The organism is Bradyrhizobium rifense, from assembly GCF_008123425.1.
Taxonomy (GTDB): domain Bacteria; phylum Pseudomonadota; class Alphaproteobacteria; order Rhizobiales; family Xanthobacteraceae; genus Bradyrhizobium; species Bradyrhizobium rifense.
The window spans coordinates 56,379-81,662 of record NZ_VSSS01000051.1 but is presented as its reverse complement, the minus strand read 5'-3'; the positions used below and the strand labels follow the sequence as shown (position 1 = coordinate 81,662).

Annotated in this window: 21 protein-coding genes and 1 tRNA gene; 2 read left to right on the top strand and 20 right to left on the bottom strand. The window is 64.5% G+C overall.

The window, feature by feature from the left end:
* Positions 1–28: 28 nt before the first annotated feature.
* From dapE to rpmH, 11 genes are all read right to left on the bottom strand, one after another.
* Positions 29–1,195 (bottom strand): succinyl-diaminopimelate desuccinylase, encoded by a 1,167-nt coding sequence (gene dapE, locus FXB40_RS31135; protein WP_148775931.1) that lies wholly within the window; start codon positions 1,193–1,195, stop codon positions 29–31.
* Complete coding sequence (locus FXB40_RS31130; protein ID WP_148775930.1) at positions 1,192–1,836, bottom strand: DUF805 domain-containing protein; 645 nt, start codon at positions 1,834–1,836, stop codon at positions 1,192–1,194. Before FXB40_RS31130 ends, dapE begins: the two co-directional genes overlap by 4 nt.
* A gap of 238 nt (positions 1,837–2,074) precedes the next feature.
* Positions 2,075–2,920, bottom strand: coding sequence for a 2,3,4,5-tetrahydropyridine-2,6-dicarboxylate N-succinyltransferase (dapD, locus tag FXB40_RS31125; protein WP_148775929.1), 846 nt, complete (start codon positions 2,918–2,920; stop codon positions 2,075–2,077).
* A gap of 200 nt (positions 2,921–3,120) precedes the next feature.
* Entirely contained in the window at positions 3,121–3,807 is a 687-nt protein-coding gene (locus tag FXB40_RS31120; RefSeq protein WP_148775928.1) for a pyrimidine 5'-nucleotidase, read from the bottom strand.
* Positions 3,808–3,821: 14 nt separating this feature from the next.
* Complete coding sequence (locus FXB40_RS31115; RefSeq protein WP_148776121.1) at positions 3,822–4,808, bottom strand: DUF1036 domain-containing protein; 987 nt, start codon at positions 4,806–4,808, stop codon at positions 3,822–3,824.
* A gap of 92 nt (positions 4,809–4,900) precedes the next feature.
* Positions 4,901–5,788 (bottom strand): acetylglutamate kinase, encoded by an 888-nt coding sequence (gene argB / locus FXB40_RS31110; protein WP_148775927.1) that lies wholly within the window; start codon positions 5,786–5,788, stop codon positions 4,901–4,903.
* 83 nt (positions 5,789–5,871) lie between these two features.
* Complete coding sequence (locus tag FXB40_RS31105) at positions 5,872–6,231, bottom strand: DUF423 domain-containing protein (RefSeq protein WP_187437265.1); 360 nt, start codon at positions 6,229–6,231, stop codon at positions 5,872–5,874.
* Positions 6,231–6,884, bottom strand: a complete 654-nt coding sequence (yihA, locus tag FXB40_RS31100) for a ribosome biogenesis GTP-binding protein YihA/YsxC (protein WP_148775925.1) — start codon at positions 6,882–6,884, stop codon at positions 6,231–6,233. The genes FXB40_RS31105 and yihA overlap by 1 nt, the downstream gene beginning before the upstream one ends.
* Before the next feature lie 99 nt (positions 6,885–6,983).
* A complete protein-coding gene (yidC, locus tag FXB40_RS31095) occupies positions 6,984–8,831 on the bottom strand; it encodes a membrane protein insertase YidC (protein WP_187437264.1) in 1,848 nt (615 codons plus the stop codon).
* A 16-nt stretch (positions 8,832–8,847) separates the two neighbouring features.
* Complete coding sequence (gene rnpA / locus FXB40_RS31090; protein ID WP_148775923.1) at positions 8,848–9,240, bottom strand: ribonuclease P protein component; 393 nt, start codon at positions 9,238–9,240, stop codon at positions 8,848–8,850.
* A 27-nt stretch (positions 9,241–9,267) separates the two neighbouring features.
* Positions 9,268–9,402 carry a 50S ribosomal protein L34 gene (rpmH, locus tag FXB40_RS31085; RefSeq protein ID WP_008542748.1) on the bottom strand — a complete coding sequence of 45 codons (135 nt, stop codon included), beginning with the start codon at positions 9,400–9,402 and terminating at the stop codon, positions 9,268–9,270.
* Positions 9,403–9,763: 361 nt separating this feature from the next.
* Here rpmH and FXB40_RS31080 point away from each other — a divergent pair, with 361 nt between their 5' ends.
* Positions 9,764–11,287, top strand: coding sequence for a sensor histidine kinase (locus tag FXB40_RS31080; RefSeq protein WP_148775922.1), 1,524 nt, complete (start codon positions 9,764–9,766; stop codon positions 11,285–11,287).
* A 165-nt stretch (positions 11,288–11,452) separates the two neighbouring features.
* Positions 11,453–11,529, top strand: a tRNA-Arg gene (locus FXB40_RS31075).
* Between the two features lie 100 nt (positions 11,530–11,629).
* Here the strand turns inward: FXB40_RS31075 and FXB40_RS31070 are convergent.
* From FXB40_RS31070 to FXB40_RS31030, 9 genes are all read right to left on the bottom strand, one after another.
* Complete coding sequence (locus FXB40_RS31070) at positions 11,630–12,502, bottom strand: amino acid ABC transporter substrate-binding protein (protein ID WP_148775921.1); 873 nt, start codon at positions 12,500–12,502, stop codon at positions 11,630–11,632.
* 62 nt (positions 12,503–12,564) lie between these two features.
* On the bottom strand, positions 12,565–13,635 hold the full coding sequence (locus FXB40_RS31065) for an NAD/NADP octopine/nopaline dehydrogenase family protein (protein ID WP_148775920.1): 1,071 nt from the start codon (positions 13,633–13,635) through the stop codon (positions 12,565–12,567).
* A 53-nt stretch (positions 13,636–13,688) separates the two neighbouring features.
* Positions 13,689–14,417, bottom strand: a complete 729-nt coding sequence (locus FXB40_RS31060) for an amino acid ABC transporter ATP-binding protein (RefSeq protein ID WP_148775919.1) — start codon at positions 14,415–14,417, stop codon at positions 13,689–13,691.
* The gene (locus FXB40_RS31055; protein WP_148775918.1) at positions 14,414–15,070 is read right to left on the bottom strand and encodes an amino acid ABC transporter permease; all 657 of its coding nucleotides are present in this window, start codon (positions 15,068–15,070) and stop codon (positions 14,414–14,416) included. The genes FXB40_RS31060 and FXB40_RS31055 overlap by 4 nt, the downstream gene beginning before the upstream one ends.
* Complete coding sequence (locus FXB40_RS31050) at positions 15,067–15,786, bottom strand: amino acid ABC transporter permease (protein WP_148776120.1); 720 nt, start codon at positions 15,784–15,786, stop codon at positions 15,067–15,069. Before FXB40_RS31050 ends, FXB40_RS31055 begins: the two co-directional genes overlap by 4 nt.
* 235 nt (positions 15,787–16,021) lie before the next feature.
* Positions 16,022–16,963 carry a sensor domain-containing diguanylate cyclase gene (locus FXB40_RS31045; protein WP_148775917.1) on the bottom strand — a complete coding sequence of 314 codons (942 nt, stop codon included), beginning with the start codon at positions 16,961–16,963 and terminating at the stop codon, positions 16,022–16,024.
* Between the two features lie 97 nt (positions 16,964–17,060).
* Complete coding sequence (locus FXB40_RS31040) at positions 17,061–18,830, bottom strand: tetratricopeptide repeat protein (protein WP_246208070.1); 1,770 nt, start codon at positions 18,828–18,830, stop codon at positions 17,061–17,063.
* Positions 18,831–18,984: 154 nt separating this feature from the next.
* On the bottom strand, positions 18,985–22,095 hold the full coding sequence (locus FXB40_RS31035) for an efflux RND transporter permease subunit (RefSeq protein WP_148775915.1): 3,111 nt from the start codon (positions 22,093–22,095) through the stop codon (positions 18,985–18,987).
* Complete coding sequence (locus FXB40_RS31030; RefSeq protein WP_148775914.1) at positions 22,092–25,277, bottom strand: efflux RND transporter permease subunit; 3,186 nt, start codon at positions 25,275–25,277, stop codon at positions 22,092–22,094. The genes FXB40_RS31035 and FXB40_RS31030 overlap by 4 nt, the downstream gene beginning before the upstream one ends.
* Positions 25,278–25,284: the final 7 nt, after the last annotated feature.

The window sequence follows — 25,284 nt, the reverse complement described above, 5'->3', positions numbered from 1 at the left end:
CCGTAAGAACGGGGCGAGGGAGAAGAGCCTACCCAAAATACCGCGTCAATATCCCGCGATAGACCTTCGTCAGCTTCTCCAGGTCCTTAACCGGCACGCGCTCGTTGACCTGGTGCATGGTCTGGCCGACCAGACCGAACTCGATCACCGGGCAATAGCTCGAGATGAAGCGCGCATCCGACGTGCCACCGCTCGTCGACAGCTCCGGCTTGCGGCCCGTGACCTCCTCGATCGCGGAGACCGCGAGATCGGTGAACGGGCCGGGCTTGGTCACGAACACGTTGGAGTTCGACGGCTCCCAGACGATGCGGGCGCGGATGCGGTTGCCGCAGGCCTTTGTCAGGCGCGTTTCGACCAGCTCGCGCAGGCTCGCCTGCGTATGGTTGTCGTTGTAGCGGATGTTGAACTTTGCGCGGGCCTCGCCGGGGATGACGTTGTTGGCCTTGTTGCCGACGTCGACCGAGGTGAATTCGAGATTGGAGGCCTGGAACTGCGCGCTGCCATGATCGAGCGGCTCGTCGCTGATTGCCACGATCAGTCGTGAAATATCCGGCACCGGATTGGCCGCGCGATGCGGATAGGCGACATGGCCCTGCACGCCGTCGACATACAGCGTGCCGGATTGCGAGCCGCGGCGGCCGACCTTGATGGTGTCGCCGAGCGCCTCGACATTGGAGGGCTCGCCGAGCACGCAATGATCGAACTTTTCGCCGCGCTCGGCGGCCCACTGCAACAGCTTGATGGTGCCGTTGATCGAAACATCTTCCTCGTCGCCGGTGATCAGGAACGAGATCGAGCCTTTGCCGTCTGCGCGCGGCTTGCCGTCGTTGGCAGCGAGATGCTCCAGCACCGCGGCGACCGAGCAGGCGATGCCGCCCTTCATGTCGACCGCGCCGCGGCCGTGCAGGAAACCGTCCTTCACCTCGCCCGAGAAAGCACCGACGCTCCAGGCGCTCTCGTCGCCAGGCGGCACCACGTCGGTGTGGCCGGCGAAGGTGATGTGCGGCCCTTCAGTGCCGATCCGCGCGTAGAGATTATCGACATCGGCGGTGCCGGGTTCGCTGAACGTCACGCGGTGGCAGGTGAAGCCGGCTGCATTGAGAGCTTTTTCAAGCACGCCCAGCGCGCCGGCATCGGCCGGGGTTACCGAGGGGCAGCGGATGAGGTCGCGGGCAATGGACAGAGCATCGGTCATGCGCCCCGCTTAACATGCATGCCGCCGGGTGGGCTAGCGCTGGGCGGGACAAATTCGATCTCGCGCTGCTGGTCCCAGCTTTTCGCAGGGGATCTGTCGGAGGCGAGCTGGATCTCGGCCAGTGGATCAGGACCGAACCGGTTGCTGCCCGACGTGCCGCGCAGGAAGAACATCTCGACGATACCCCACAGCCACAGCGCGTGGATGGCCCAGTCGAACGGAAGAAACCAGTTGGCGTCGGGAAGCCACTCCCAGAAATGAAATAGCAGTCTGGGGACGAAGAAAAAGGGAACGATCCACCAGCCGCTTCTGTCGCGATCGTGCAGCCGCTTGATCGCCGTCGCGAGGTAGATCCAGAAGAACAGCATGGCGCCGAGGGCACTCAGAACCAGGGTCGCGCGGTCGCCAGATGCCTGCAAACGGTAGGTCCTGGGATCAGCGGCCTTGAACAGATCGTCGAGGCCGAAGTCGAAATCGAGCTTCAAAGAGAATTTTAGAGATCCCGTGGCGCTGATGAGATGGATGACCTGACTGATCACTCCAAGCAACGCCACCAGCACGGCAACGATCAGCAGCGCCTGCCACAGCAGAGCGCGGTTGATGCGGCCGTCGAAGCGAAACAGATACCAGCTCCAGTCCATGGCAAAGGCTCCGGGCGGAAGGAGCCGCCCGGGAATTGGTCGCGATGGAGGGAGGGTGGGTTCGATTAGCTATCCGACCCGTCATCCTGAGGTGCGAGTGGCGCGATGCAAAGCATCGCGCCGGGAGCCTCGAAGGATGAGCGGCCGGGATGTAGCTGGCAGCCGGGCCGTCGCCCTTCGAGGGCCGCCGAAGAGGCGGCCACCTCGGGGTGTGGTTCGTGTGGTTCGCGGGTAAAACTTAATCCCGCAGCAGCTCGTTGATGCTGGTCTTCGAGCGCGTGCGCTCGTCGACGCGCTTGACGATCACGGCGCAGGCGGTGCTCGGGCCGATCTGGCCGTTCTTCATGGGCTTGCCGGGCAGCGCGCCGGGTACCACCACCGAATATTCAGGCACTTCGCCGATGAAGATCTCGCCGGTCTCGCGGTCGACGATCTTGGTCGAGGCGCCCAGGAACACGCCCATCGCCAGCACCGCGCCCTTGCGCACGATGACGCCCTCGGCGACCTCGGAGCGGGCGCCGATGAAGCAGTCGTCCTCGATGATCACGGGCTCGGCCTGGAGCGGCTCGAGCACGCCGCCGATGCCGGCGCCGCCGGAGATGTGCACGCGCTTGCCGATCTGCGCGCAGGAACCGACGGTGGCCCAGGTGTCGACCATGGTGCTCTCATCGACGTAAGCGCCAAGATTGACGAAGGACGGCATCAGCACGACGTTCTTGGCGATGAAGGCCGAGCGGCGCACGACCGCGCCCGGCACCGCGCGAAAACCGGCATCGCGAAAACGGTTCGGGCCCCAGCCTTCGAACTTCGAGGGCACCTTGTCCCACCAGTTCGCCTGGCCCGGGCCGCCGGGAATGACGTCCATGTCGTTGAGGCGGAAGGAGAGCAGCACGGCCTTCTTCAGCCACTGATTGACCTTCCACTTGCCGTCGGCGCCGCGCTCGGCAACGCGCGCCTCGCCCTTGTCCAGAATCTCCAGCGACTGGTTCACGGCCTCGCGGACCTCGCCCTTGGTCGAGGTCGAGATGCCGTCGCGCGCGTCGAAGGCGCTGTTGATGGTGGATTCCAGGGCGGACAGGGACATCGGGATTTCCTCTCGGGAAGGCCAGGATTTGTAACGGATTGGGTCGCTTTTTCGGGATTTGGAGAGGTGGAGTCAAGCTTGGTTCGCCGTCATCACCGACCAAGACCCGTAGCCCGGATGGAGCGAAGCGCAATCCGGGAAAGTCTCCCCGCAGCGAGATACCCCGGATTGCGCTGCGCTCCATCCGGGCTACGGTCTCATCACGACAACCGCGCCAAAAACCCTGCCAAATCATCCGTGACGTGGTCGACATGGGCCGCATCGCGGCCCTCGAGTTCCCAATCCTCGCGCACCACTTCCTTGGTGCCGTCGGGGACCACCAGCACGGTGGTCATGCCGAGCTCATGCGGGACGGTGAGGTTGCGGGCGAGGTCCTCGAACATGGCGGCTTTGGTCGGGTTGACCGCATGCTGCTTTAGGAATTTCTGATAGGTCTGTGCCGCCGGCTTGGGTTCGAATTCGGCGGCGATGATGTCGAACACGCCGTCGAAATGCGAGCCGAGGCCGAGCCGCGCCAGCACCGCATCGACATGATCGACCGAGCCGTTGGTCAGGATCAGTTTTCGCCCCTGCAATTTTGCGATGGCCGCGCCGAGCGCCGGGTTCGGCTCCAGCGGCGAATGGTCGATCTTGTGCACGTAGGCGAGATAGTCGTCGGCGCGCACGCCATGCAGGGTCATCATGCCGCGCATGGTGGTGCCGAAGCGCTGATAGTAATCTTTCTGGATCTTGCGCGCTTCCTCCGGGCCGACCTGCAGCCAGTTGCACACGAACTCGCCGATTCTAGCGTCGACCTGCTGCCACAGATTGACGTGATGCGGATAGAGCGTGTTGTCGAGGTCGAACACCCAGGTATCGACGTGGGCAAAGGTGCGGGGGGATTTCATCAAAACTCTCTCAATCACGGCATGGCAAAGCGCAGCGTCTTGCCGCCGCTCGACATGTCCACCGCCCCAAAACCCGTCGGCGCAAATCCGCGCGCGCCGCAATCGGTCTGCTCGTTGGTCTCGAACTTGGTCTCTCGCGTGCAGAGCTGCTTGTCGCCGCCCCAGTTCAGCGGCTTGTCCTTCAGCTTGATGGCGCGGTTGTCGCCATCCACCGCTTCCGCGAAGCTGAAAATCTGCTTGGGCTGGCCGGCGACATCAGGATGCAGGCAGGTCTTGGGATCAATGCGGTACCAGCCGCGGCTCGTCACCGACTTGCCGTCGTCGGTGGCGACCGCCGCCATCACCTTGTGCGGCGTGTCGTTGCACCAGGTGAGACCAATCGGGGACGGCGCCTGCGCCGCATCGACCATGGTCTTGAAGAAATTCGGCGATGAAACCACGTCGGTCGACAACCCGCGGCTCTTCAGGAACGCAGCGAGTGCGGCCTGCGTTTTCGGTCCGTCGACGCCGTCGATTGCGCCGATGTCGTAGCCCGCGATCACCAGCAGCCGCTGGATGCCGGCGAGCCGGGCCTGCTCGTCGTCATATTCGGAATCCTCGGCGAGATAGGCGACGAGATTGCCGTCGTCGCCCTGCGTCGGGGTGATTTGCGTGAAAGCAGCCTGGGTCTGTCCGCTGCGGCACTGCCGTGCAGCCGCGATGACGAAATTGTCCTGCGCCACGCACAGCATGTCGCTGCCGTTCTGCGGGATCGGGGACGCACCATAGACGCCGAGCGCCCGCGCATTGAGCAGGATGCGGTCGGCAGAGAGCGTGCCCTGAACCACGACGCGGCAGGTCGCGGGATCGATCCTGAACCAGCCTCGCGTCGCAGTCGCCGCCTTGTCGTCGATGCCAATCGCGGCCTCGACGACATAGGACATGCGGTTGCAGATCTTGAGGTCGGCGAAGGCCGGCGCGGAGGAGAAGAAGAACGACACCGCCGCGGCCGGCAATGTCATCAGGAAGCGGGTCACGACCGAGCGACGGCGAGGCCTCGTCCCGCGCTGGTCAAGCGCGGGCAGGGCGCCCTCTGTCCTTGCCCGCTCGCTCATCACTTATGTATCAGCGTTCCCGTGCCCGTGTTGGTGAAGAGCTCGAGCAGCACCGCGTGCTGCATCTTGCCGTCGATGATGACGACACCCTCGACGCCCTGCTCCAGCGCGTAGATGCAGGTCTCGACCTTCGGGATCATGCCGCCGGAAATGGTGCCGTCGGCGATCAGTTTGCGGGCGTCCTTCACCGAGAGTTGCGGGATCAGCTTCTTCGACTTGTCGAGCACCCCCGGCACGTCGGTGAGCAGCAACAGGCGCTTGGCCTTCAGCGCACCGGCAACCGCACCCGCAAAGGTGTCGGCGTTGACGTTCAGCGTCTGGCCTTCCTTGGAGGTCGCGAGCGGCGCCAGCACCGGGATCAGCTCGTAGCCGATCAGCTGGTTGAGCAGCGTGAGGTCGACCTTCTCGGGATCACCGACGAAGCCGAGATCGACCGCCTTCTCGATATGCGAGTCAGGGTCGATGATGGTCCGCGTCGTCTTCGACGCCTTCACCATGTTGGCGTCCTTGCCGGACAGGCCCACGGCCTTGCCGCCGGCTTCGTTGATGTAGCCGACGATCTGCTTGTTGACGGAGCCGGCGAGCACCATCTCGACGATCTCGATGGTCGCGGCATCGGTAATGCGCAGGCCGGCGGCGAATTCCGAGACGATGCCGAGGCGTTTGAGCATGGTCGCGATCTGCGGCCCGCCGCCATGCACCACCACCGGGTTGATCGCGGTCTGCTCCAGCAGCACGATGTCGCGGGCGAAATTCTTCGCGGTCTCCTCGTCGCCCATGGCATGGCCGCCATATTTGATGACGATGGTTTCTTCGTCGTACTGCTGCATGTGCGGCAGCGCTTCGGACAGGATGCGGGCCTGGTCGAGCGGGGAGATTTCGGTCATGAGGCGGATCTCGCTGGCGGGACTAACGCGGCCAGCGTTCTATCTGATTGGCGGGCGAGGCGCAAAGTGGTCTTCGTGCCCCGCTATTTGCTGGGCACCACCGCCGCCAGCGTCACCGCCAGCCAGCTCAAAATCATCAGCGTTCCGCCGGTCGGCGCCGCGAATGGAAACAGCGAATGGCCGGCATATTGCAGCACAGTGAGGTCGCCCGCGAACAGCGCGGCGCCGATCACGAAGCCGAACGCGGCGATCAGGCCAATTCCGCCGTGCAGAAGGCCGCGCGCGAGCAGGGCGACACAGGCCAATATGGCAGTTGCATGAAACAGCAGCATGGCGCTTGCGGAGGCAAGCCGGCCGGCGTCAGCGCCATGGGCGGAGGCGGCGGCCAGTGCGACGCCGGCGACGCCCATCAAACCGGCAAGGGCGATCAGCAGGCGAGCCATTATTTGGTCCGCTCTTCCAGCAGCTTTGCCATCGCGGCGCGCAGCTCAGCCATGCCGGCTGATTCGCGTGACGATGTCGCGAGCACGTTCGGGAACGCCGCCGGATGCTTGGCCAGCGCGGCCTCCGTCTCGGCGATGCGCGTCTGAAGCTCGGCGGCCTTCACCTGGTCGGCCTTGGTCAGCACGACCTGATAGCTGACGGCCGAGCGGTCGAGCGTCTTGAGCACTTCGAGGTCGACGTCCTTCAGCCCATGCCGCGCATCGATCAGCACGTAGACGCGCGCGAGCGAGGCGCGTCCGAGCAGGAATTTGTGAATCAGCTCGGTCCAGGACGCGACCTGGCTCTTGGGTGCCTTGGCATAGCCATAGCCGGGCATGTCGACGAGGCGCAGGTCCGTCTTGCCCGGGACCTCGAAGAAGATCAGCTCCTGGGTGCGACCCGGCGTATGCGAGGTGCGCGCCAGCGCGTTGCGGCCGGTCAGCGCGTTGATCAGGCTCGATTTGCCGACATTGGAGCGGCCGGCAAAAGCGATCTCCAGCCCCGCCATCGGCGGCAGCGTCTCGACCGAAGGCGAGGCCCAGATGAACTGCCAGTCGCGGGTGAACAGTTTTCGCCCGGCCTCGATCAGCTTCGCATCTTTGTCATCGGTCATGCGAAGGCTTTCAGTTGTTGACCTCGTCATTGCGAGCGACTTGTCCGCCGTAGCTCGAAAAGCGAAGGCGGAAGCGAAGCGCTCCACAATGACGGAGAGCTACGTCGCCTTCCTCGCGAACGTCGCCTTGAGATTGTCGAACAGCTCCACCTTCACGCCGTTGCGGCGCATGATGAAGCTCTGCTGGAGCACCGATAGCGTGTTGTTCCAGGCCCAGTAGATCACGAGGCCCGCCGGGAAGCCCGCCAGCATGAAGGTGAAGATCAGCGGCATCCAGTTGAAGATGATCTGCTGGGTCGGATCCGGCGGCGTCGGGTTCAGCTTCATCTGGAACCACATCGTGATGCCCATGATGATCGGCCAGATGCCGAGCGCGAGGTAGTGGCCGAACAGCGGGAGCGTGGTCGGATCGAACGGGATCAGCCCGAACAGCGTGAACAGATTGGTCGGATCCGGCGCCGAGAGGTCCTTGATCCAGCCGAAGAACGGCGCGTGCCGCATCTCGATGGTGACGAACAGCACCTTGTAGAGCGAGAAGAACACCGGGATCTGGATCACCACGGGAAGACAGCCGGCGACCGGATTGATCTTCTCCTTGCGGTAGATCTCCATCATCTCCTGCTGCTGCTTCACCTTGTCGTCGGGATAGCGCTCCTTCAATGCCTGAAGCTGCGGCTGGACCGACTTCATCTTCGCCATCGAGGCGTAGGATTTGTTCGCCAGCGGGAAGAACAAGAGCTTCACGATCACGGTCACGAGCAGGATCGAGATGCCGAAATTGCCGAAGAAGCGGTAGAAGAAGTCGAGCCCGAGGAACATCGGCTTGGTGATGAAGTAGAACCAGCCCCAGTCGATCAAGAGATCGAAATGGTTCAGCCCGAGCTCCTTGTTGTAGCCGCCGAGCCCTGCGAACGGGAACACGCCGACGACGCCGGCTTCCTTGGCACCCGCGAACAGCCGCGCGTTTGCGGTCGCGGTGCCGCCGATCGCGACGGTAACGGGATCGAGCAGATAGTCGGTCTGGTAGGTATGGACGTTGCCGACGAGGTTCGAGGAGAACTTCGCCTGGAGCTGGGCACTGGTGTCGGGCAGCAGCGCCGAAGCCCAGTACTTGTCGGTCATGCCGAGCCAGCCATTGGTGGCCTTGAAGTTCACCGACTTGGCTTCGTCGATCTTCTTGTAGGCATATTCCTGCAAGCCATCGAGATAGCCGATCAGGCCTTCGTGCAGGATGTAATAGCCCGACACCTGCGGCGTGCCGTGGCGCGAGATCAGCGCGAACGGGTAGAGCGTCACCGGCGCATTGCCGACATTGCTCACGTCGTCCTTGATGGTGAAGAGATAGTGGTCGTCGACCGTGATGGTGCGGCGGAAGGTGAGGCCCTCGCCATTATCCCACTTCAGCACTGCCGGCGTGGTCGGCGTCAGGCTGCCGCTGCCCTCCTGCTGCCAGACGGTCTGCGCGTCAGGCATCTTCGATGTCACGCCCGTCGCCGCCACCCAGCCGAACTCGGCGTAATAGGGCTCTGCGGTGCCGGAGGGCGAATACAGAATGATCGGCGGCGATTTCGGGTCGACAGTCTCGCGGAATTGCAGCAGCGCGAGGTCGTCGATGCGGCCGCCCTTCAGCGAGATGCTGCCGGCGAGGCGCGGCGTGTCGATCTTCAGGCGCGGGCTCGCGGCAATCGCGGTGTCGCGGTTGACGGTCGGCTGGGCCTGCTGGTTCGCGCCCGGCGCGGCGGTCGGCGCCGGCGCGCTGCCGGCCTGCGGCGTGGCACCCGGCGTCGCGGACGCCGTCGGCTGTGGCGCGGTCTTCTGGAGCTCGGCCTGCGCCTGCTGCTGGGCGCGCTGCTTCTCCATCGCCGGCACATTGTAGAAATACTGCCAGGCGATCAGCACCAGGCCGGAGAGAATGACGGCGAGGATGGTATTGCGATTGTCGGTCATCACTATGGTCTCGTCATCAATCCGGTTTGCGGCTGGCGGCTGGGCCTGGGCTCGACCCGCGTCGCCCTACCTGTCCCTTGGCCGTATGCCGCGCGGGCTTCGTGAACGCTATGCGCAGATCGTCGAGCATGGTCGTGAAGTCGCGCGAGAGCGCGTCCCTGCGACCGACCAGCACGTAATCATGATGGGGTTGCATCGACACCGGATCGAGCCGCTTCACCAGTTCGCGAAGCCGGCGCCGGATGCGATTGCGCTCGGGGGCGTTGCCGTTCTTTTTGGTAACGGTGAAGCCGATCCGGATCGGACCAGAGTCGTCGCGACTGCGGCTTTGCAGGACGAACGCGGGACTATTCACCCGCGCGCCATTGGCAACGGCGAGGAAATCCGCTCGCTGCCTCAGCCGATCCATAATGAAATCCCAAAAAGGGGGGCCGGCTCAGGCGCTCAGACGCTTGCGGCCGCGGGCGCGGCGGGCAGCCAGAACCTTGCGACCGCCGGCGGTCGCGAGACGGGCCCGGAAGCCGTGGCGGCGCTTGCGCACCAGTTTGCTGGGTTGATAAGTCCGCTTCACGGGTTTTTCTCCGCTGACCGGGCAATTTGCCTGTAGAATTGATGATAAAGTCCGGAAGATGCGGCCCAAAATGGGCCATTTCCGGCCCCAGAAGAGCCGCTCCCGGTGTCGCACCGGGTCATCGCGGACAATTTGGCCGGCTTATAAGCGAGCGTCTTGTTTTCGTCAACGCCGCAGGACCGCACAGTTCCGGTGAATATCGCTGTTTCCTTGGGGTTTTTAACCCTTGAGGTGGCGGATAGCGGTATCAGCGCCTACATCCGACCTCGGCAGATGAGCGATCCGTAATTTGACCAACCCCGGGGCGGGTCGCATCCTCTATCAGTCGAGTTCTATCAGAAGGCCAGCAGGGGCGAATTTCGTGGTAGCGACAGACCTCCAGCAGCCGACCCAGGATCTGGATCTGGATCAAGATCCGGATCGGCCAGCGGACCAGCCGGTGACGCGATCCCGCGGACCGGGTGGGCTTGGCCTGTCCGGCAAGCTGTTGCTGCTGACCGTCCCCCTGGTGATGATCGCGGCCGTCCTGCTTTATGTACCTGCGATCGCCAACTTCTGGGTCAACCGGCTCAACGACCGCGTCGCCGCGGCCAACACGGCGGCGCTGGTGCTCGATGCCGCGCCGCTCGGCATGGTGCCGGATTCGCTGTCGCGGGAGATCCTCAAAAGCATCAATGCGCGCGCGGTCGCGATCAAGATGGGCCAGCAGCGCCGCCTGCTCGCCAGCGACAATCTGCCCGCCACGATCGAGCATGACATCGACCTGCGCGACATGACGGTGTGGCAGGCCATCACCGGCTCGTTCCAGATGATGCTGGAGACCGGCAACCAGCCGATCCGCATCGTCGGCCCCGGCGTCGGCAACGCCCAGTTCATCGAAATCGTCACCGACGATCTGCCGCTGCGGCAGTCGATGTACCGCTTCTCCCGCAACGTCGTGGTGGTCGCGCTGATTATCGGCGTTTTGACCGCGGGCCTCGTCTATCTCGCGCTCCATTATCTCTTCGTGCGGCCGATGCGGCGGCTGACCGCGAGCCTGGTCGGCTTCCACGAGAACCCTGAGAGTTCGGCGCGGATCATCGTGCCGAGCCAGCGCAGCGACGAGATCGGCGTCGCCGAGCGCGAATTGTCGGACATGCAGCGCGATCTGATGTCGATGCTGCATCAGAAGAGCCGGCTCGCAGCACTTGGCCTCGCCGTCTCCAAGATCAATCACGATTTGCGCAATCTGCTCGCCTCGGCGCAGCTGCTGTCGGACCAGCTTGCCAGCGTGCCCGATCCGCGGGTGCAGCGTTTTGCGCCAAAGCTGGTGCGCTCGCTCGAGCGCGCCATCGCCTTCTGCCAGTCGACGCTGTCCTACGGCCGTGCCCAGGAGGCCGCGCCCGACCGGCGCATGATGCTGATCGAGCCGGTCGTGCTCGAGGTGCGCGAGACCGCCGGTCTTGCCAATGACGTCTCGATTGTCTGGGTCGCCGCGATCGAGCGCGGGCTCGCGGTCGATGCCGATCCCGACCAGCTGTTCCGCGTGCTGCTCAACCTGGTGCGCAACGCCGCCCAGGCGCTGGAGACCCATGCCTCCGGCGACGGCGGCCCGCAGCAGATCCGGATTACGGGAAAACGCGAAGGCGCGGTCGCCATCCTGGAGGTCTCCGATACCGGCCCCGGCGTGCCCCAGAGGACCCGGGAGCATCTGTTCGAGGCGTTCCAGACCTCCGGCCGCCCCGGCGGCAGCGGGCTGGGCCTCGCCATCGCCGCCGAGCTCGTCCGTGCCCATGGCGGCGACATCCATCTGGTCGAGGGCACCATCGGCGCCACCTTCCGGATCGTCATCCCCGACCGCCCCGTGGAACTCCTTTCCATCCGCAACGAGCGGGCGCGGGCCTAGTCGGCCAGCGGCCGACGCGAAAACCGTCATCTTCCTGCAAAATCTCCTCATCCCGGACCTTGCCAATCAGGACAAGAGCGGTTAGTCAGAGCGCTCTTTCGCACCCCTCCGGCGCTCGCAGGAGGCTGCGTGCGGGCCCCGCCCGCACAGTTGTTTGCGAAACACGCGCCCGTAGCTCAGCTGGATAGAGCATCAGACTACGAATCTGAGGGTCGGACGTTCGAATCGTTCCGGGCGCGCCATTCTGCCATCATTCGGAATAAAACTGCGGACCTGGCCCGCCAGGCTGCGGGATCCGGCCTGCGCAAGGCGAGGCGAAATCGGCGCGATGTCAGGCCGGGCTCATTCGGCGTAGGATTGGGTGGACCAGGCCGCTCTTAGTTTCGGCGAGACATGAGCGCCGAACTGGCCGAACCACTTGTTGAACAGGGCCTCGGCCTCGCCCGACTTGAACATCTTCCCCATGGAGTGGTTGACGATCCAGAGGATCGTCGGGTTGAGCTTGGGCACCATGAAGCCCTGGGGCGCATAGCCATATTCGTCACCAACGATTTCAAGCGCGTCCGGCTTCTTTGACTGCCGTATCAACCCGTAGAAGGCGCCGTTGTCGCTGAAATAGGCGTCGGCGCGCCTGGTCTCTACGGTGATCAGCCCGGCCGCGTGGTCGTCGACGTTAAGGATGCGGATGTTCAGCTTCTTTTCGGCGACGAGGTTTTTGAGGTCGGGCTCGCTACTGCCGCCGGTCGCCACGGCGACGATCTTGCCGTTCAAATCGTCATAGCTCTTGATGCCGCTGCTCTTGAGGACGAGCATCTGGCTTGATGAAACATAAGAGACCGACGAGAAGTCGACCTGCTTGTTGCGGCCGAAGGTGTTGACCGTGCCTTCGCATTCGAGGTCTATCGTGCCATTGGCGACGAGCGCCTGACGGTTCTGGATCGTGACCGGGACGTACTTGATCTTGATCTCCGGCAGCTTCAACTCGCTCTTGATGTCGTCGATGATGCGTGTGCAGAACTCGACCGAATAGCCGGTGGGGTTCTTTTGGTCGTCGAGGTAGCTGTAGGGAAACAAAGCGTCCCGGACGCCCATGGTGATGGTCTGGGTGTCGTGCAACTTCTTGACGATGGAGTCGACCTCCTGCGCCCCGGCAGACGAAGCTGCGAGAGCGATCGCCAGGAACGCGCCTGTGGCGGCAGCAAGATTGAGTGTCATGGGTCTCTCTCGGTTGTCGCGATCGCTCGCATGGTGATCCGCCCCCGGCTGAGGGCAAGTGTCTAGTATCCTTCGCGTGCCCGCGCCTGGAGTTCCTCCCTCGTCATCTGCTCGAAGCCGAGCGCGGGCAAAAGGTCGTTATCTCCTGCGAAGTCGCGGCCGTAGGCCGCCGAAAGCATGGTCATCCCAGCCTCGTGCAATGTCGCCGGCCGCCCGACGAACTGCCCGAGCAGCACCGTCGGCAGCAATCCGAAGGGCACGTCCTCGAGCACATAGCGGCTGTCCAGCGTCGCAGGGCCGAAGCCGCCGCGTCCGCGATTGTGCAATTCAGCATTCATCTCGGCGATGCTGGCGACCGGGAGTTGATAGGAGTAGGCGTAGTGTTCATGGATGGTTCGGACCGAAACGCCGAAGGCTTCGGCGATCGCCAGCCGCTCGGCGTCGAGCGCTTCCATGACACGCCCGACGGCGGGCGTGACGTTCTCTGCCTGCCCCCAGCGCTCGCCTCGCTCCATGCGCGTCAGGTTGAACAGGGCGATGGCGAGGTGGTTCTGCGGGTTGAGGTTGCTGAGCGCGATGGCGAGAAGCCCCTCGCGCTCGACGAAGCGGTCGCCGAACAGCGCGGTGCAGAGCGCGAGACCTTCGGTACTGCCTCCTTGCGGCACCGTCGCGAGATCGATCTTCGAGCGCACCGAGTTGACGGCGACCTCGGTCGGCGAAGTCTTGCGACCGGTCGTCAGCGTCGTGCCCCAATTGATGATCGGTGAACTGACTCCACGCGCCGCCAGCTGCCGCGAGAGATAGAGCGCGCCAAAGGAGGCGTGCGAGCTAATGATGATCGGCTGTCCATCCCGCAGGTGCTGCGCGGCGGCATCGAGGGCCATCTTGTGGGCGTAGCCCGGCATCGCGAGCATCACGACATCTGCGTCGGCGATGGCTTCAGCTGCTCCGCCGGCGATGCGCGGATGGAAACTGGTCTCGATCGCCATCGTCGCCTGCAGCGGCTTTCCTGCCGCGAGGGCTGCCGTGCTCCGGCCGGAAGGCGACCACAGCATCGGGGCATGCCCGGCCGTCGAGAGATAGGCGGCGGCGCCGCAGGCGGCGGAGCCGGCTCCAAGGATACTTACGCGCATCGTGCGAGCGCCTCTTCTGGGTCTGGTTGGGGAAGGGCGATCATCTCAGCGGCTCAATGCGTCAGGACGTTGGTGAGGAACTGCCTGGCCCGCTCCGAAACGGGGGCAGTGAAGAACTGGGCCTTGGGCGTGTCCTCCACGATCTGGCCGCGGTCCATGAACAGCACGCGATCGGCAACGCGCTGGGCGAAACCCATTTCATGGGTCACGACCATCATGGTCATGCCTTCGAGCGCCAGTTCCTGCATGACTTCCAGCACCTCGTTGATCATTTCGGGGTCGAGCGCCGAGGTAGGCTCGTCAAAGAGCATGGCCTGCGGGTCCATGGCCAGCGCGCGGGCGATCGAGACGCGCTGCTGCTGTCCGCCTGAAAGTTGGCTGGGTCGGCTGTCCCGCTTGTCGCCGAGCCCGACCCGCGCCAGAATTTTTTCCGAGCGCGCATCCGCCTCCGCCCGCGAGCGCTTCAGCACATGGATTTGCGCCAGGCTGACGTTCTGCAACGCCGTCATATGCGGATAGAGTTCGAAGCTCTGGAACACCATGCCGATGCGCGAGCGCAGCGCCGGAAGGTCGGTCTTGGGCGAGGAGACGGAGACGCCATCCACGGTGATCGTGCCGCGCTCGAACGGCACGAGCCCGTTGATGCATTTGATAAGCGTGCTCTTGCCGGAGCCGGACGGCCCGCAAACCACCACAACCTCGCCGAGGCTGACCGTAGCGGAGCAGGCGCGCAGGATGTGCTGGTTACCGTAGGATTTGTGCACATCTTCGATGACGATCATGTCGGAAGGCCCTTCCTGTAGAACTCCGCGGCCTTGGTCGTGCCCAGACAAATCGCCAAATAAACCAGCGCGACCAGCGCATACATCTCAGTGGCGCGCCCATCGCGGGACGCGACGACGCTCGCCGCGGTGAGGAAATCATGCAGCGAGACGACATAGACCAGAGACGTGTCCTGGAAGACGATGACGATCTGGTTCAGGATCAGCGGCATCATCGCCCGCAATGCCTGCGGCAGGATGATGAGGCGCAGCACCTGTGCGCGCCGCAGCCCGGTCGCCAACCCCGCATCACTCTGTCCATTGCGAACGTTTGAGATGCCGGCGCGGACAATCTCGCAGTAGAACGCCGCCTCGAACAGCACGAAGGCCAGCAGTGCCGAGGCGAGCGACCCGACCGGCCTGCCGATGACGAGTGGCACCAGGAAGTAGAACCAGAACAGCACGAGCACCAGCGGCAGCGTGCGCATCACGGTGACGTAGGTCGAGGCGGGGACGGAGAGCAGCCAGTGCGAGGACAGCCGCATCAGCGCAAGCCCGAAGCCCAGGATCAGCCCCCCGACGGTCGCGACCAGGACGAGCAGTGCGCTGAGCGCCATGCCTTCCGCCAGAAACGCCGAGGAGCGGGCGATGATGCCCCAGTCGAAATCGCTCATGCCGGCGTCTTTCGCAGGGCTGCGCCGCCGATCCTGATATCGATGAAGCGCATCAGTCCCGTCACGCACAGGCCGATGACGAGGTAGCCGATCGTCGCGAAGGTGAAGGCCTCGAAACCTTGGAAGGTGTAGTTCTCGACATGGCGGCTCTGTGCGGTGAGTTCGAGTACGCCAATCGTGAGGCTGAGAGAGGAGAGCTTGACGGTGATCAGGAATTCCGAGGTCAGCGGCCCGACGATGGCGCGCAGGCCCAGCGGCAGCACGATCAGGCGGAAGGCCTGCGCCGGGCGCAGCCCCGTCGCCAGCGCTGCCGGCATCAGCGGGGCGCCCACCGCCTCGATTCCGGCGCGGACCTGCTCGGCGACGCGCGAGCCGGCGAAGAGGCCGATGGCCACGACAGCGGTGACGATCTCCGGATAGGGCAGGTCCCGCTTGAGCCAGAGCCCGAAGGAATCGGGGACCACCTCGGGCAGAACGAAATACCAGAGAAAGAGCTGCACCAGTGGCGGAACGTTGCGGAAGACGTCGATATAGATTCCGGCCAGCAGCCGGGCACTGCGCGAAGGGGCGCTCCGGGCGGTTCCTGCCAGGAGGCCGACCGTGAGCGCAACGGCCCAGCTGGCAAGGCTGATAATCACGGTCCACAGCAGGCCGCTCCACAGCCAACCCATATAGGTATCTTTGAAGAGGATCGACCAGTCCCAACGGTAATTCATCTCGCGGGAGCCCTGCCGCGCAATAACTCCACGATGCAGCGCGGGTCTCGGTCGTCCATTGGCGCCTCTTGAATTACACTCCCGGAATGATTCCGCCATCGATTGAATAATGTCAAACGTGCCGGTTACAGGCGGCGGGCCAATTGGCACCATTCTGAAAGAGGCGCCTCCGGGCGCGCCATTCTGTTCCCCGTGCAGAAATGAAACTGCGATGCTCCTCCAGCGGCAATCTGCTCTAAGCCGCGATGGTTTGCTTTTCGTCGCCGATCAGACGGACCCGGTTGCGGCCGGCGGCCTTCGCGTCATAGAGCGCGATGTCGGCTTCCGCGAACAATTCGACGATCCGCCGGTGGTGCGGGCGGCCAACCAGGGCAGCTCCGATCGAGGCGCCGACCTGGAGGCGAAGACCGTTCCAGAACAGCGGACGGCTCAACATCATGACGGTCTGTTGCAGCACGCGGGCGATCCGCGCAGGATTTTTCGGCGCGCGCAGGATGATCGCGAATTCGTCGCCACCGAGCCGGCCGACCAGGCCGGCATTGTGGAAGGCCCGCCGCAGACGCTGCGCGACCTCGCACAGGCATGCGTCTCCGGCCAGATGGCCGAATGTATCGTTGAGCTTCTTGAAGCCGTCGAGGTCGAGCAGAACGAGCGCCGACGCAAAACCGTGATTCAGGGTGTCGTTGACGACCTCGCGATAATGGGCCTGAAATACCGCACGATTGGCGAGCCCGGTGAGCGGATCGGTTTCGGCCTGCTGCCGCAGGCTCTCCAGAGCCTGCCGGTCGGAGGTCACGTCCTGCTTGGAGCCGAAGATCCGCATCGGCCTTCCGCCCTCTCGCACCGCGTTGATCGAGAGGCGCATCCAGCGTGTTTCACCGCGCCAGGTTCTGATCTCGGTGTCGAGTGTGACCGGGCAACCGCTTCGGATCACCTCGGCACGCGCGAGCTCCATGTGGCGCCTGGATTCGTCGATGTAGAGATCGACGATGCTCGCGCGCCGCAGCGGGTTGTTCACGGGATAGCCGAAGATGTCGTAGACGCCCTGGGTCCAGCTCAGGCGCTCCGTCACGAGGTCGCATTCCCAGGCGCCGATGCGAGCGGCATTCAGGGCCTGATCATAAAGTCGTACGCGAACCTCGTCCGGCAAAGTCGAGGCAGCTTGGTCTTCTCTCATCGACGATCCGGCAGCATGTCGCGATTTTGCCCAAGTCCTTAAAGGCTAGGGCTGCTGCGTTAACGAATCCTATATGCCCGGCTCGAGGATCTCGGCCTCAATGACCGAACGCGGCGGCCAGCACCCGCAATTCGTCCCACACGCGATCAAGCACGCTGCCAAATTCACGCGTTTCGGTCTGCCGGAACAGCCGCACGCTCGGATACCAGGGGCTGTCCGCGCGATCGAGCAGCCAGCGGTAATCGGGCGTCCATGGCAGCAGGATCCAGGTCGGACGGCCAAGGGCGCCGGCGAGATGGGCGACGCTGGTGTCGACGGTGATCACGAGATCAAGACAAGCGATCAACGCGGCGGTATCAGTGAAGTCGGTGAGATCGGCGGTCAGGTCGATAACGTCGCTTCTCTCCCGCAGGACCGCCGCATCATGCGGGCGCGGGGCCTTCTGCAGGCTGACGAAGCTGGCATCGACGTCGAGGATACCGGACAGCGCTCGCAGCGGAATCGAGCGCGTCTCATCGTTCACGTGGTAGGGATCGCCGGACCAGACCAGGCCGACCCGGAGCCTGGTGCGAGGACCAAGACGATCCTCCCAGGCCTGAACAAGGCTGTCCGGAGGGGCGGGCAGATACGGTCCCGAGGGGATCGTATCGAGACGGGTCTTGAAGGCGAGCGGCAGGCTGGATATCGGGCAGTGCAAATCGAAAGCCGGCAGCGTGTCCATGGCCGACCTCGGAACACAAAGGGATGCACCGCTCAGCGTTGACATCAGCCGATGCAGCGGGTCCTGAACGACGAGAATAACGCGTGCGCCGCGCTCCGCCAGCATGGGGACGTAGCGGACGAAGTGAATGGTGTCGCCCAATCCCTCGTCGGCCGCGACAAGGATCGTCTTTCCCGCGATGCCTTCATCCCCGAGCCAGATCGGTCGCTGAAACTGGGGGTGTCTTGCCGAAGGCAATTTCAATCGGGTCTGGTGTCCGCGCCAGCCGGCTTCGAGATTGCCTGTCAGCAGATGCACCAGAGACACATTCCACTCTGTCACCGTGCTGCTCAGCCCGAGCGATGTCATGCGATCGGACAGCGCGAAGACCTCGTCGAAGCGATGAAGGTGGAAAAGCGCGACCAGCTTGTTGTCGAAGGCATCCGTGAAGCGGGGTTGGAGCTCGATGGCCTTGTCGAACCATGCCAGCGCCTCATCATTCCTGCCGAGCCGCCGCAATGAAAGACCGAGATTGTTGCAGATCTCGGCATTTTGGGGATCGAGCTGGTGCGCCCGCTGGCCGTCGGTCGCGGAGTCCTCAAACCGCTTCAAGCAATAGAGAACCCATGCGCGGGTTCGCAGCGTCGGGGCGTGGTTCGGGAGCAGGCTGTCGCTGAGATCGAGACACGCAATCGCCTCCTCGTTCCGCCCGAGCTTGTGAAGCACAATCCCGCTCTTATACAGGGCGTCGTGATGATGTGGATTGAGCTTGAGCGCCTGTTGAAAGCTCGGCAGGGCTTGATCGAGCCGCGCAAGCTGAATGAAGATGTCGCCACGCTGTCGCCACAGCTCGGCGTCGTCAGGCCGAAGCTGTATCGCCTGGTCGAGGACGTTGAGGGCTTCGTCGCAGCGCCCATATTGCTGCAGGACGGTTGCGAAGCTCGCCAGATATTCGGGCTTCGGTGCGCGCTGGATCGCGCGGACGATCCACTGCAGCGCATCGTTGTATTGCCTGTCCCGGAAAAACAGCAGCCCCATGAGATGCTGGGCGTCGCTGTGCTCCGCATCGATTCCGAGCGCCTGCTGGTAGCAGGCGCGCGCGTCGAGATGCCGTCCGTCCCTGAAATGCGCAAGGCCCGCTTCACAGAAGGCGGCTGCTGTGCTCATCGCTGCTCGAGTCCCGTTCATGGCGAACGTCCACCTCGGTGGCGGCAGCGGCTTCTGACGGGCGCAACCCCGCCTCTCTGGCGTCGCGGTTGATTCGACTTCAGCAGGGGGAGCTTGCGCGAAGGTTGCGGCGAGGTTCGGAGTCCCGGCTGTCCTAGCCGCTGAGATCGGGCAGAGCCGGCGCACCGCCAGCCGCAGGTACCTGATGCGCGTGCCCGCTGGCCACCTTCTTCCGCCGCCGCAGCCTGTCCAGGATCAGGTACATCGCCGGCGTCGAGTAGAGCGTGAACAGCTGGGCGACGACCAGGCCGCCCATGATGGTGATGCCGAGCGGCTGGCGGATCTCGAAGCCCGGGCCGGTGCCGAAGGCGATCGGGACGGCGCTGAGGAATGCGGCGAGCATCGTCATCGTGATCGGCCGCACTCGCAGCCGTGCCGCGAGCAGGATGGCGTCGTGGGCGCTGAGGCCGCGATACCGCTCCGCATCGAGGGCATAGTCGACCATCATGATGGCGTTCTTCATCACCATGCCGACCAGCAGGATGCAGGCGATGGTGGTCACCAGCGTGAACTGCGTTCCCGTCGCCCAGAGTGCGACCAGCGCGCCGAAGGCGGTCGGCGGCAGGGTCGAGAGAATGGTCAGCGGATGGACGTAGCTTTCGTAGAGCATGCCGAGCGCGATGTAGATCGCGATCAGGGCGGCCGCGAACAGCGCCGCCTGCTTGACGATCGACTTGTCCGCCTCCTTGGCCTCGCCGCGGAATTCCGCCTTGATGTCATCGGGCAGCTTGGCCTCGGCCTCTTCCTTGCGGATCGAAGCGATGGCGTCGCCGATCGACGTGTTGGGCTTGATGTCGAACGAGATCGTCGCGGCCGGAAACTGGGCGCTGTGGCGGACCCACATCGCCGCGTGCGCGCGCTGCGGCCGGGTCAGGGCCGTTAATGGTACCGCTTTGCCGTTGGCGCTCGGTACGTAGATCTGGTTCATGGAGTCGGGGCCGCTCGCGGCCTGCGGCTCGACCTCGAAGATCACGCGCGCATAATTGGTCGGAAGGAACAGCAGATTGACCTGGCGTTGGCCGAAGGCATCGTTGAGCGTGTTGTCGACCGCGACCGGCGTGACGCCGAGCATCGCGGCGCGCAGGCGGTCGATGGTCAGGCCGGCTTGCAGGCCGCCGGTTTCCCAGCTCGCGATGACGTCGATGATCTGCGGAATGCCGCGCACGCGCCGGATCATGTTTTCCGCGGCGCGCAGCACCTGCTCCTCGTCGATGCCCCACATCGTATATTGATAGCGCGAGCCGCCGGACTGGACGCCGAGATTGAGATCCTGCAGCGGCACGAAGAACACCCGGACGCCGTCGATTCGGTTCATGCGCTCGCGCAGCCGCGCGATCACCTGCTGGATCGACAGCTTGCGGACGTCAGGCGGCTTGAGTGCGACCAGCATCTGCCCGACGCTGAGCGCGTTGCCATTGCCCTCGCCGATGTAGGACGTCAGACCGGAGATGGCAGGATCTTCCAGGATCGCCGCGCCGACGGCGCGCTGCCGGTCCTCCATGGACAGGAACGAGATATTCGACGGAGCCACGGTCCGCACGAACATCACGCCGGTGTCCTGGGTCGGCATGAAGCCTTTCGGCAGTTGCAGATAGACCCAGACGCTGGCCCCCGTCAGGGCGGTGATCATCAGGACGGTGAGAAAACGGTGGCGCAGCGTCCAGTCGAGGCTGCGGGCATAGAAGGTGCGGCGCTCGGGGGCCGCGTCGGGATTATGCAGCTTCTGCCGGCCGCGATCCAGGAGATGTCCGCACATCATCGGCGTCAGCGTCAGCGAGATCGCTGCCGAGGACACGATGGCAACCACCAGCGTCACGCCGAACTCGCGGAAATAACGCCCGACGACGTCGGGCATGAACAGGATCGGGATCAGCGCCGCGATCAGGGCGACGGTGATGGCGATGACCGTGAATGCCATCTGGCGGGCGCCATTGATGGCGGCCTGCAGCGCCGGCTCGCCCTCCGACATGCGCCGGATGATGTTCTCGATCATGACGATGGCATCATCCACGACGAAGCCGGCGGCGATGGTCAGCGCCATCAGCGACAGATTGTCCAGGCTGAACCCGCACAGGCTCATCACGAACAGCGTCGCGGCCAGCGAGACCGGAATGGTGATGCTCGGGATCACGGTCGCCCAGAACCGCCGGAGGAACAGCGCGATGACCAGCACGACGAGAGCCGAGGCGATCACCAGCGTGAGCTTGACGTCGTTCACAGCGGCCCGGATCAGCGTGGTGCGGTCATAGACCGTATGCAGCTTGATGCCGGGCGGCAGCCAGAGCTGGATTTCCGGCAGCTCGGCCTTGATGGCATCGACGGTCTCGACGATGTTGGCGTCGGACTGCTTGTAGACAAAGAGAACGATGCCGCGCTCGGTGCCATACCAGCCGGCGAGACGGTTGTTGATGACGCTGTCGGTGACCGACGCGACATCGCCGAGGCGGACCGGGGCGCCATTGCGCCAGGCCAGCACGATGTCGCGATATTCGGAGGCCTGGAGCAGCTGGTCGTTGGCTTCGATGGTGAGGCGCTGGCCGTCCACCGAGACCGCACCCTTCGGCAGGTTCTGCGATGCGTTGACGACGGCGACGCGCGCCGCTTCCAGCGCCAGGTTCATGGCGGCGAGCCGCGTCGGAGATACCTGGATGCGCACCGCGCTTCGCTCGGCGCCGCTGACGATGATCCGCGCGACGCCCGGCAGCTGCGACAGTTTCGGCGAGATTACGCCGTCGGCGAGGCTGTAGACCTCGCCGGGCGTGAACACATCGCTGGTCAGCGCGAGCGCCACCACCGCGGGGCCCGCCGGGTTCGCCTTCCAATAGGTTGGCGGCCACGGTCCCTTCGGCAGATTGGGCCCCGCCGAGTTGATGGCGGCCTGGACCGCGCCGGCGGCGGCGTCGAGATCGACGGAGAGCTCGAACTGCACCGTGATGCTGGTGCCGCCCATGGCGCTGAACGAGGTGATTTCCGTCACCCCCGGGATCAGCGCCAGCGTGGTTTCGAGCGGCTGCGCCAGCGCGTTCGCGACCGTCGTCGGGCTCGCGCCGGGGAATGGCGCGTAGATCCCGATGGTGGGCCGCTCCACCGCCGGAAGCGAGGCAATCGGCAGACGGAAATAGGCGACGCAACCGAGCAGGAACACGCCGATCATCAGCAGCGTCGTCGCCACCGGCCGCAGCACGAATTGCGCGGTGATGCTCACGGCGCGGGCCGCTCGGCCTGGGGAAGCGCCGCCGGATCATCGGCGGATGCGGATTGCCATCCGAACCGGGTGCGCAGCGAGGCGAATGCCAGATAGACCACCGGGGTCGTGTAGAGCGTGAGGACCTGCGAGACGATCAGTCCGCCGACGATGGCGATGCCGAGCGGCTGGCGCAGCTCGGAGCCGGTGCCCGAGCCGATCGCCAGCGGCAGCGCGCCGAACAGCGCCGCCATCGTCGTCATCATGATCGGGCGGAAGCGGAGGATGCAGGCCTGCCGGATGGCGTCGAACGACGACGCGCCGTCCTCGCGTTCGGCGGCGAGCGCGAAGTCCACCATCATGATGGCGTTCTTCTTGACGATGCCGATCAGCAGGATGATGCCGATCAGCGAGATCAGATTGAGATCCTGCCGGTACAGCATCAGCGCCAGCAGCGCGCCGATGCCCGCAGACGGCAAGGTCGACAGGATCGTGATCGGATGGATGTAGCTCTCATAGAGCATGCCGAGAATGAGATAGACCGTCACGATCGCGGCCAGCAGCAGCCACTTCTCGTCCGAGAGCGAATTGGCGAACTCGGCGGCGGTGCCGATCAGCTTGGTCGTGACCGCATCCGGCAGTCCGATCTCGCGCTCGGTCTGGCGCAGCGCCTCCGTCGCATGGCTCAGCGAAACACCGTCGGCCAGGTTGAATGAGATCGTGGTGGCGGGAAACAGGCCCTGGTGCGAGATCAGCAGTGGCGCGTGCTGCCGCTCGATCCGCGCGAAGGCCGATAGCGGCACCGGCGCGGAGGCCTTGCTGAAGGCACCGCTGAAGCCGCTGGTCTGCTGATCGATCGTGCTGGCCGCGGCGGCAGCCGCGGTCAGGTAGATCTTGCCCAGGATGTCCGGATCGTTGCGAAGCGCTGGATCAACCTCGAGGATCACGTGATACTGGGTCAGGGGGCCGAACACGGTTGCGATCTGGCGCTGCCCGAACGCGTCGTACAGCGTCTGGTCGATCGTGTTCAGGCTGACGCCGTAGCTCGCCGCGAGCTGGCGGTCGATGGTGACGGACATCTGCAGGCCTTCGTCCTGGCGGTCGTCGGCGACGTCGGCGAGCTCCGGGCGCTTGCGCAGCGCCTCGACGAAATGCCGGCTCCAGAGCCGAAGCTCGTCCTCGTCGAGATCCTGCAGTGCATATTGGTATTGCGTGCGTGCGACCCGCGATTCGATTTGCAGGTCCTGCGCCGGCTGCAGATGCAGCGTGATGCCGTGAACGCCCTCGACCGCATGCTGCAGTCGGGCCATGACGGCCGCCGCGGACGATTTCCGCGCGTCGGGGCTGCCGATATCGATATAGAGCCGGCCGCTGTTCAGCGTCGTGTTGACAGATCCGATGCCGACGAAGCTGCCGACGGTGACGACATCAGGGTCGCGCCCGATCACGGCCGCGAGTTGCTGCTGCCGCTCGGCCATCGCCGCAAAGGAGATGTCCTGGGCAGCATCAGTGGTGCCGATCAGGAGACCCGTGTCCTGCAAGGGCAGAAATCCCTTGGGGATGGCGACGTACAGCATCCCGGTCGCGACCAGGGTGAGCACGGTGAAGACCAGCGTGAGGTTGCGGTGCTTCAGCACCCAGTCGAGCCCCCGCAGGTAGAAGCTGGCGGAGGCGTCGAAGCCGCGCTCGCTGATGCGGTACAGCCAACCGTGCTGCGCGTTGGGGTCCTCGTGCCGCAGCAGCTGCGCGCACATCATCGGGGTCAGCGTCAGCGAGACGAGACCGGAGATGACAACGGCAAAGGACAGCGTGATCGCGAATTCCCGGAACAGCCGGCCGACCACGCCGCCCATTAACAGCAGCGGGATGAACACGGCGATCAGCGAGATCGTCAGCGAGACGATGGTGAAGCCGATTTGTCGGGCGCCCTTCAGGGCCGCCTCAAGCGGGTCCTCGCCCTCCTCGACATAGCGCGCGATGTTCTCGATCATCACGATGGCGTCGTCGACGACGAAACCTGAAGCAATCGTCAGCGCCATCAGCGAGAGATTGTCGAGGCTGAAGCCGCACAGCGCCATGGCGCCGAAGGTTGCGATCAGCGACACCGGCAGCGTAACGCTCGGGATCACGGTGGCCCACAGCTTGCGCAGGAAGATGAAGATCACGAGCACGACCAGCGCCACCGTCAGCACCAGTGTGAACTGCACGTCGTGGATCGCGGCCCGGATCGTCGTGGTGCGGTCGCTGACGACCGAGATCTTCAGCGCAGCCGGGAGCGAGTCCTGGAGTTTCGGCAAAATGCTCTTGATGGCATCCACCACCTCGATGGTGTTGGCGCCGGGCTGGCGCTGAATGTCGAGCAGCACGGCGCGCTCGCCCTGGAACCAGGCCGCCTGCTCGGAATCCTCGACGCCGTCGATGGCGGTGCCGACATCGCGCAGCAGCACCGGCGCGCCGTTGCGATAGGCAATCACCGCATCCTGGTAGGCATCCGCGGTGAACAGCTGGTCGTTGGTGTCGACGTGAAACGCCTGCCGCGGCCCGTCGAGCGACCCCTTCGGATTGTCTGCGGTGGTGGCAGCGATGCCGCGCCGGACGTCGTCGAGCGACATGCCGAGCCCGGCAAGCCTTGTCGGGTTCATCTGCAGGCGTACGGCTCGCGTTTGTCCGCCTTCGATGCTGACGGCGCCGACGCCCGGGATCTGCGACAGTTTTGGCACCAGAATGGTCGCGGCGTGATCATTGGCCTCGTGCAGCGCCATCGTTTTCGAGGTCAGCGCCAGGATCAGCACCGGCGTATCGGCCGGATTGACCATGCGATAGGTCGGCGGGCTCGGCAGCTGCTCGACCGGAATCCAGCCCGCGGCCGCATTGATCCGCGCCTGCACGTCCTGCGCGGCTGCGTCGATCTTGCGCGACAGGTCGAATTGCAGCGTGATCTGGCTGTAGCCGTATGAGCTGGTCGAGCTCATGTCGGTCAGCCCCGAGATCGTGCCGAAATAATGCTCCAGCGGCGCGGTGATCGAGGTTGCGACGACGGTGGCCGAGGCGCCGGGATAGCGCGTCACCACCTGGATGGTGGGGAAGTCGACATTGGGCAGCGGCGCAATCGGCAGCTCACGGTAGCCGAGCATGCCCAGCAGCACGACCGCGACGATCATCAGTGTCGTTGCGATCGGCCGGAGGATGAAGGGCGCGGACATGGCGGAC

Bases quoted from the DNA above. Each gene is read 5' to 3' on its own strand.
- dapE (WP_148775931.1), bottom strand. From the start codon at position 1,195: ATGACCGATGCTCTGTCCATTGCCCGCGACCTCATCCGCTGCCCCTCG.
- FXB40_RS31130 (WP_148775930.1), bottom strand. From the start codon at position 1,836: ATGGACTGGAGCTGGTATCTGTTTCGCTTCGACGGCCGCATCAACCGC.
- dapD (WP_148775929.1), bottom strand. From the start codon at position 2,920: ATGTCCCTGTCCGCCCTGGAATCCACCATCAACAGCGCCTTCGACGCG.
- FXB40_RS31120 (WP_148775928.1), bottom strand. From the start codon at position 3,807: ATGAAATCCCCCCGCACCTTTGCCCACGTCGATACCTGGGTGTTCGAC.
- FXB40_RS31115 (WP_148776121.1), bottom strand. From the start codon at position 4,808: ATGACATTGCCGGCCGCGGCGGTGTCGTTCTTCTTCTCCTCCGCGCCG.
- argB (WP_148775927.1), bottom strand. From the start codon at position 5,788: ATGACCGAAATCTCCCCGCTCGACCAGGCCCGCATCCTGTCCGAAGCG.
- FXB40_RS31105 (WP_187437265.1), bottom strand. From the start codon at position 6,231: ATGGCTCGCCTGCTGATCGCCCTTGCCGGTTTGATGGGCGTCGCCGGC.
- yihA (WP_148775925.1), bottom strand. From the start codon at position 6,884: ATGACCGATGACAAAGATGCGAAGCTGATCGAGGCCGGGCGAAAACTG.
- yidC (WP_187437264.1), bottom strand. From the start codon at position 8,831: ATGACCGACAATCGCAATACCATCCTCGCCGTCATTCTCTCCGGCCTG.
- rnpA (WP_148775923.1), bottom strand. From the start codon at position 9,240: ATGGATCGGCTGAGGCAGCGAGCGGATTTCCTCGCCGTTGCCAATGGC.
- FXB40_RS31070 (WP_148775921.1), bottom strand. From the start codon at position 12,502: ATGACACTCAATCTTGCTGCCGCCACAGGCGCGTTCCTGGCGATCGCT.
- FXB40_RS31065 (WP_148775920.1), bottom strand. From the start codon at position 13,635: ATGCGCGTAAGTATCCTTGGAGCCGGCTCCGCCGCCTGCGGCGCCGCC.
- FXB40_RS31060 (WP_148775919.1), bottom strand. From the start codon at position 14,417: ATGATCGTCATCGAAGATGTGCACAAATCCTACGGTAACCAGCACATC.
- FXB40_RS31055 (WP_148775918.1), bottom strand. From the start codon at position 15,070: ATGAGCGATTTCGACTGGGGCATCATCGCCCGCTCCTCGGCGTTTCTG.
- FXB40_RS31050 (WP_148776120.1), bottom strand. From the start codon at position 15,786: ATGAATTACCGTTGGGACTGGTCGATCCTCTTCAAAGATACCTATATG.
- FXB40_RS31045 (WP_148775917.1), bottom strand. From the start codon at position 16,963: ATGAGAGAAGACCAAGCTGCCTCGACTTTGCCGGACGAGGTTCGCGTA.
- FXB40_RS31040 (WP_246208070.1), bottom strand. From the start codon at position 18,830: ATGAGCACAGCAGCCGCCTTCTGTGAAGCGGGCCTTGCGCATTTCAGG.
- FXB40_RS31030 (WP_148775914.1), bottom strand. From the start codon at position 25,277: ATGTCCGCGCCCTTCATCCTCCGGCCGATCGCAACGACACTGATGATC.